The sequence below is a fragment of the Streptomyces sp. NPDC047130 genome, from assembly GCF_040643475.1.
Lineage (GTDB): Bacteria > Actinomycetota > Actinomycetes > Streptomycetales > Streptomycetaceae > Streptomyces.
The window spans coordinates 20,781-27,318 of the sequence record NZ_JBEYUK010000046.1 but is presented as its reverse complement, the minus strand read 5'-3'; the positions used below and the strand labels follow the sequence as shown (position 1 = coordinate 27,318).

Genomic DNA, 6,538 nt, shown 5'->3' with positions numbered 1-6,538 from the left:
GGGTGTGAAGCTGACCAAGCTCCGTCCCGAGCAGGCCGCCTACATCGGCGTCGAGGTCGAAGGCCCCTACAAGCCCGACCACTACCGCTACTGAGGATCCGCTGCTGAGGATCCGCCGGCACTGGCGTCGTCATCGGTCCCCCAGGCGTTCGCGCCCGGAGGACCGATGACGAACGCCCGCCGACTCCGGAGGGGGACGGAGCGGGGCCGGCGGGCGGTCCAGTGCACCGGGAGACCTCGCAGCAGGCCGTCCCGAAGCAAGCCGAGCCTCCCGCCCGCACCTCGACGGCGGCTCGCGTGACGCCGGAAGGCGCCCGCGCGGTCACGCTTCGACCGGCGCTCCGACCGGCTTCGAGCGGGACGGCGCAGACTCGGGCCTTGTTGGCCAACTCGGCCGGAAGGGGAGCCCCATGACCGCCCTGCACGACAAGCCGGTCCGGCAGCCGCGTGGCACGGTCGCCGAGCTCGCGGCCATCCGCGCCGCAGTGAGCCGGGGCCCGAGTGAGAAAGCCACCCAGGCGCAGCACGCCAAGGGCAAACTCACCGCCCGGGAGCGGCTGGCGCTCCTCTTCGACGACGGCGCGTTCACCGAGGTCGAGGGGCTGCGAAGACACCGGGCGAGCGGTTTCGGCCTGGAGGACAGACGCCCGTACACCGACGGCGTGGTCATCGGCTGGGGCCGGGTGTTCGGCCGTGTCGTCTTCGCGTACGCCCACGACTTCAGGATCTTCGGCGGCTCCCTCGGCGAGGCGCATGCCGAGAAGATCCACAAGATCATGGACATGGCCGCCGCCGCTGGAGCTCCGGTCGTGGGCCTCTGTGACGGCGCTGGAGCGCGCATCCAGGAAGGCGTGACCGCTCTCGCCGGCTACGGCGGCATCTTCCAGCGCAACGTCCGCAATTCCGGGGTCATCCCGCAGATCAGCGTGATGATGGGTCCCTGCGCGGGCGGTGCGGCCTACTCCCCGGCGCTGAGCGACTTCGTGTTCATGGTGCGCGGGACCTCACAGATGTTCATCACCGGGCCGGACGTCGTGAAGGCCGTCACCGGTGAGCAGATCAGCCAGGACGAGCTGGGCGGTGCGGACACGCACGCGTCCCTCTCCGGCGTCGCCCAGTTCACCTACGACGACGAGGACAGTTGCCTCGCCGACGTCCGCTACCTGCTGTCCTTCCTGCCCTCCAACAACCGCGAGCTGCCGCCCGTGCAGCCCGGTGCCGACCAGCCCGACCGGCTCACCCCGGCACTGCGCGACATGGTGCCGGCCGACCCGAAGAGCTCGTACGACATCCGCGCGGTCATCGAGGAGTTCGTCGACAACGGCGACTTCTTCGAGGTGCACGAGGCCTGGGCGCCCAACGTGGTGTGCTGCCTGGCCCGTCTGGACGGTCACGTGGTCGGCATCGTCGCCAACCAGCCCGCCGCGCTCGCCGGTGTCCTGGACATCAAGAGCAGCGAGAAGGCGGCTCGTTTCGTCCAGTTCTGCGACTCGTTCAGCATCCCGCTCGTGACGCTGGTGGACGTTCCGGGCTTCCTCCCCGGGGTATCGCAGGAACACGAGGGCATCATCCGGCACGGAGCGAAGCTCCTCTACGCCTACTGCAACGCCACCGTTCCGCGCATCCAGCTGATCCTCCGGAAAGCCTACGGGGGCGCCTACATCGTCATGGACTCACGCTCCATCGGCTCCGACCTCTCGCTGGCATGGCCCGGAAACGAGATCGCCGTGATGGGTGCGGAAGGCGCTGCGAACGTCATCTTCCGCCGCGAGATCGCTGCCGCGGCCGACCCTGACTCCGCCCGGAAGCGGCACATCAAGGAGTATCAGGAACAGCTCATGCACCCGTACTACGCCGCCGAACGCGGCCTGGTCGACGACGTCATCGACCCTGCGGAGACACGAGCGAGACTGATCGACGCGCTCGACGTCCTGCGCACCAAGTACGTCGAGCAGCCCTCCCGGAAGCACGGCAACCAGCCGCAGTAACTCTCTGACCTGCAGATATAGGTATCTCTGTAGGCAGAAATATAGGTACGCAAGTAGGTTGCCCAATATGGCAACGGGTAGCCTTGCCAGTATCTTGAGAGATAGGCAGATCGATAGCCTCTCTAAGAGGTATCTCGGTAGCTGCTTCGATAGGTAGAGAGATATCTAGATAGCTAGCTATATAGGCAGCTAGAGAGGTAGCTAGCTATCTAGATATCCAAGTAGCTAGGTAGTTAGCTAGCCATGCATGCGTCCATGCATCTAGCTCACCAACCGATCTTCCCGCCCTCTTACTTTCTCTGCAGCCATTGCTGTACTGCGCTTGCCCTCTCTCCCATCTGCTCACCAGTCGCTCATCACGCCACTCCTCCTACCACCTCTCTCACTCCTCACCTCGCTTTTTCTCCACTCCACTCGCGTGCCTGCCTGCCTGCCTGCCTCTCCTCTCTTCAGTCAGCTCTCTCGCGTGTTCACCATCTCTTCAGCTCGCCCACTTGCTCGGCCGTCATCCTGGCTTTCCTCCATGCGGCTCCTCGACAAGCGCTTCATCCAGCCCTGCATGCGCTCCTCGCCCCCTTCCAGCGCTCACCCCACCCTCCGCGTGAACGTTCTGTCGCTCGCCCCTCCGTGGCACCACGGCGTGAGCTCGCCCGTCAGCCACTCCGCGGATCCTTCTTCCGCTCGCCAACCCACCGAGGCCGTCTCCTCGCCTTCCATCCCTCACGAAGGCGATGCCTGCGTCCTGACGGCGTGTTCCTCAACTAGGTTTGTCCTGCGCCCACTTGGCCTCTCGCGGGCCCGCGCGACCGCCCTCTGATCGAGGAGCTGGAAGAGTCGGCGGTCTACTTTCACGCCGTGACGACTATCGACCAGGCATGTCGGACTTTCTCCGCCACTCTGGCCGCCTAAGCCTCTCTTTCAACATCACGACGTAGGATGTCGCCCAGTCGCAAGGACACCAAGGAGGAGCACATGCTCACACTCGCCATTCCTTCTCAGAAGGGAGGCGTCGGCAAGACGACCACCACGGTCAATCTCGGCGCCACGCTGGCCCTCAACGGCCAGCGGACCCTGATCGTCGACCTCGAGCCGCAGGCTCAGGCCGGCTCTGCGCTGGGTGTGAACCTGACTCCCGACCAGGGTGAGCACTCTCTCGGATGGCTCATGCAGGCGGCGCTCCAGGGCATCGGCAAGCCCGACGTCCTTCCGCACGTGCAGGACGTCTCCGCCATGCTGGACCCCTTCGACGGTGCCGGCACCCTCGGCGTCCTCGCGTCGCTCGAGCACACCATGACGCGGGCCCAGGAGATGTTCGTGACGTCCGACAAGCAGCACATGGGGCTGCTCCGGGACCTCCTGGCCTCCGCGGCGTCGGAGTACGACATCTGTCTGATCGACACGCCGCCGGCCGTCTCCTCCCTCAACCTGGTGGGCCTCAAGGCCGCCGATGCCGTCGTCACCTTGTGCAACCCCGAGTACGCCACGGTCAAGGGAGCGCTGGTCCTGCGAGCCGCCGTGCAGCGTCTCTCCGAAGCCTCGGACGACCACCGGCCCGTCTTCCTGGGCGCCTTCCTCAACCGGGCCAACCCGCCCGCCTCCGAGGCCATCGAGGACCTGCACGTCCAGGACATGATGCTCAAGGGCGGTCTCCTGCCCTTCAAGAGCCGCGTCCGCAAGAACCGGCTGATCTCGCGGGCCTACGCCGACGGCGTCCCGGCCGCGGTCTCCAACGCCGGGGGAGTGGGGCGCGTCTACGCGGCGCTGGCCAACGAGCTCCTGACACGCCTGCGCACCCCCCGGGACCAGTGGGACCTCCCGGCACCGCGTGTCCAGGACGACCAGGAGGCGGCGGTGACGGCCAATGCCTAGCGGAGGCAGGAAGCGTAGGCAGGCGCCGGCGGTCGACGCGCTGATGGCCGGCCCCGCCTTCGCCGGGGCGGAAGACCTGATCAGCAACTCGGTCTTCGGCAACGCCACGGCCCCTGTGGTCACGCCTCCCGCAGCGACGCCCGACACCGCCCAGAAGCCCGAGCCCCAGGCCGAACCTGCCGAGGAGCCCTCCCAGGAGACGGCCCAGCAGCAGGCCGAGGCGGACGCCAAGGCCGCCGCACCCGCACCGGCGCCGACCACAGCCGCGCCGACCGTCCCGGAGCAGGCGGCTCCTCCCGCGCCCCAGCCGACGGCCGGAACACCGGTGCGCGAACAGCCCGTCGCCCAGCCGCCGCAGAAGCCCCGCGCGCCCCAGAGGCCGCTGGAGCCCCTGGAGCCGCTGGGCCCGCAGGCAGTGACGCCGCCCGCGCCCGCGCAGCCGGAACCCGCGCAGCCGGAACCCGCGCAGCCGTCCCGGCCGGAGCCGGAGCCGCAACCCGCACCCTCCGACGCGGCCCCCGCCGCGGACCAGGCCCCCGCGCAGCAGGCCCCCGCGGAAGAGCCGGTGCAGCAGAAGTCCGCGGCGCCGGCCCGCAAGGCGAAGGACAGCGAGCGCCGCCGGAAGGCGAAGCCGGAAGGCAGCGAGGCCCACCGGGCGGTGGCTACCTCCTGGAAGGGCTCGATGCTCGACCTGCAGCTCGGCACGAGGAACTGGCAGGCGGTCCCCGTGCGGCTCGCCGAGGGCCTCGCCGAGGAGCTGACCCGTCGCGCGGTCGACGACACGGACGCCACCGGGAAGCGGATGACGCAGGCGCACTACGTGGACGCGGCCTTCCGGCGTCATCTGCCCGAGACGCTCGACGAACAGGTCAGTCTCGCAGAAAAATACCTGACCGAAGGCAACGTCGGTTCGAAGGGCAAGCAGTCCACCTACCGACTGGGCCCGGATGTGGCGTCAAAAGTGCGCGCATTGCCACACGAAATGAAACGAGCCGGTCGCCCGCGCACCGCCGTTCACGTGTCCAGCGCGGTGGTCCAGGCGCTGTTGAAGGAGCTCGAGAACGACGGTCCGCTGGCCTTCCCGGACGAGTAGACGCGAGCAGATCGCCCTTGAGGGCCCCCTGGCAGACAGCCAGGGGGCCCTCTTTCATTGCCCTGACCTGCACTCATAGGCAGACAAGTAGGTAGCCCGATAGGCAGCTCGATAGGTAGATAGCTACCTATCCACCTATCCACCTAGCTAGCTAGGTAGCTATCCATCCATCCGCCCCTCGCCTCGCTGATCGAATCGATCCTTGCATCATCCACGGATCTATCAACACGGCGTGACAGTTCGAACGAACGACTGAAAGGTGAGAAACGCACGAAACGCCTAATCAGGGGACTTGGCTCAGGAGGCCGTTGATACGGCGTAACATCTGGCTACGTCAGACGTCCCTGCGCCTGACGCACCACCGCCGGCCCGACAGGAGAACCAGAACCATGGGTGCACCGACCGAGACACGACGCGGACGCTCGCCCCACGCGGTGTCCACCGCGGCGGACGTCAACGCCCGCTGGGCCCGCCTGGCCATAGAACGAGGTCTCCTCGACCCGCACGCGCTCGAAGGCGAGGACGTCATCGTCGTGAAGGCGCTGGCCTTCCTCAACCAGATCGTCTGGCCCGGCCAACGACGCGACCCCAAGGACGTCAAGGAACTCGACCTCTGGCAGATCCTCGCCCTCAACACCGTCAGGGACGCTCTCGTCGGCGGCGAGGCCAACCCCCACACCACCGTGTGGGTCGACTCGAAGGGCTCGTTCGTCACGCACACGCAGCAGGAGGCAGCCGCCTACGCGGCCCGCTCCACCGGCCACGACCTGACCGCGGTACGGATCCCGGTCGGCGCCTGGGCTGCCGCACTGCCCCACCCCTTCGAGATCCGGCAGCTCGGCGACTCACCGGCGGTGCGTCTCGTCGCCCAGGCCGCGGGCGCCCCCGTCTCGCTGCTGCACCGCCTGGCGGACGCCGACCTCGCCGACCTCCACGACCTCACCCACCACGACGTCATCCTGCTCAAGGTCGCCAACAGCCTTCAGGGCCTCTGGCTCACCGAAGGCGTCGGAGGCCATCCCGAACGGACCTTCCCCAGCTGGCTCGCGCACGCCATCACGACCGTCCGCGCGGCCCTGGAGAGCGGGGACTGCACCCCCGAGAGCAGCGTCTGGGTCGTGCCGAACGCCACCCACGTCACCCACACCCTCGGGCAGGCGGCGCAGTGGCTGATCGACAGTTCCCACGGGCCGCACCACATCTTCAAACTGCCGCTCGGGTCGTGGATCACCCGCATCCCGGACCCCTTCGTCCAGTGAGCGGGCCCGCGCCCACAAGCAAGAACGGCGGCCTCCGCAAGGAAGACCGCCGCTCTCTCCCACGCCGGATACGCCGGCGTGAATCGCAAGGACCCCACCAGTATGCACACCCTCCCGGCCCGCCCGCCGTAATGGTGCCCGCGCGGCTCAGCCCGTGCCTGGTCCCGGCCGGAGGCACCCGCCTCGACGAACACGGAACGAGGCGCGGTGTGGTCCGGACATCGCCCGGACCACACCGCGCCTACGCGAGGGGAGATGAGGTCAGTTGACCTGACATCTCCATGCGCCCAGCCCTCACTCCAAGCTTCCCGGCCGGACGGGCTGCGGCA

5 protein-coding genes are annotated in these 6,538 nt (G+C 68.0%); all 5 read left to right on the top strand.

Annotation, left to right across the window (positions count from 1 at the left end; all coding sequences use genetic code 11):
• Positions 1-94 (top strand): adenosylhomocysteinase (locus ABZ836_RS29625; RefSeq protein ID WP_356139216.1); only part of this gene is annotated, 94 nt, incomplete at its 5' end.
• A gap of 316 nt (positions 95-410) precedes the next feature.
• On the top strand, positions 411-1,988 hold the full coding sequence (locus ABZ836_RS29620; protein ID WP_356139212.1) for an acyl-CoA carboxylase subunit beta: 1,578 nt from the start codon (positions 411-413) through the stop codon (positions 1,986-1,988).
• Between the two features lie 972 nt (positions 1,989-2,960).
• Complete coding sequence (locus ABZ836_RS29615; RefSeq protein ID WP_356139211.1) at positions 2,961-3,857, top strand: ParA family protein; 897 nt, start codon at positions 2,961-2,963, stop codon at positions 3,855-3,857.
• A 43-nt stretch (positions 3,858-3,900) separates the two neighbouring features.
• Positions 3,901-4,950 carry a hypothetical protein gene (locus ABZ836_RS29610; RefSeq protein ID WP_361147323.1) on the top strand — a complete coding sequence of 350 codons (1,050 nt, stop codon included), beginning with the start codon at positions 3,901-3,903 and terminating at the stop codon, positions 4,948-4,950.
• A gap of 389 nt (positions 4,951-5,339) precedes the next feature.
• A complete protein-coding gene (locus ABZ836_RS29605; RefSeq protein ID WP_356139207.1) occupies positions 5,340-6,209 on the top strand; it encodes a hypothetical protein in 870 nt (289 codons plus the stop codon).
• The last annotated feature ends 329 nt before the right edge of the window (positions 6,210-6,538 follow it).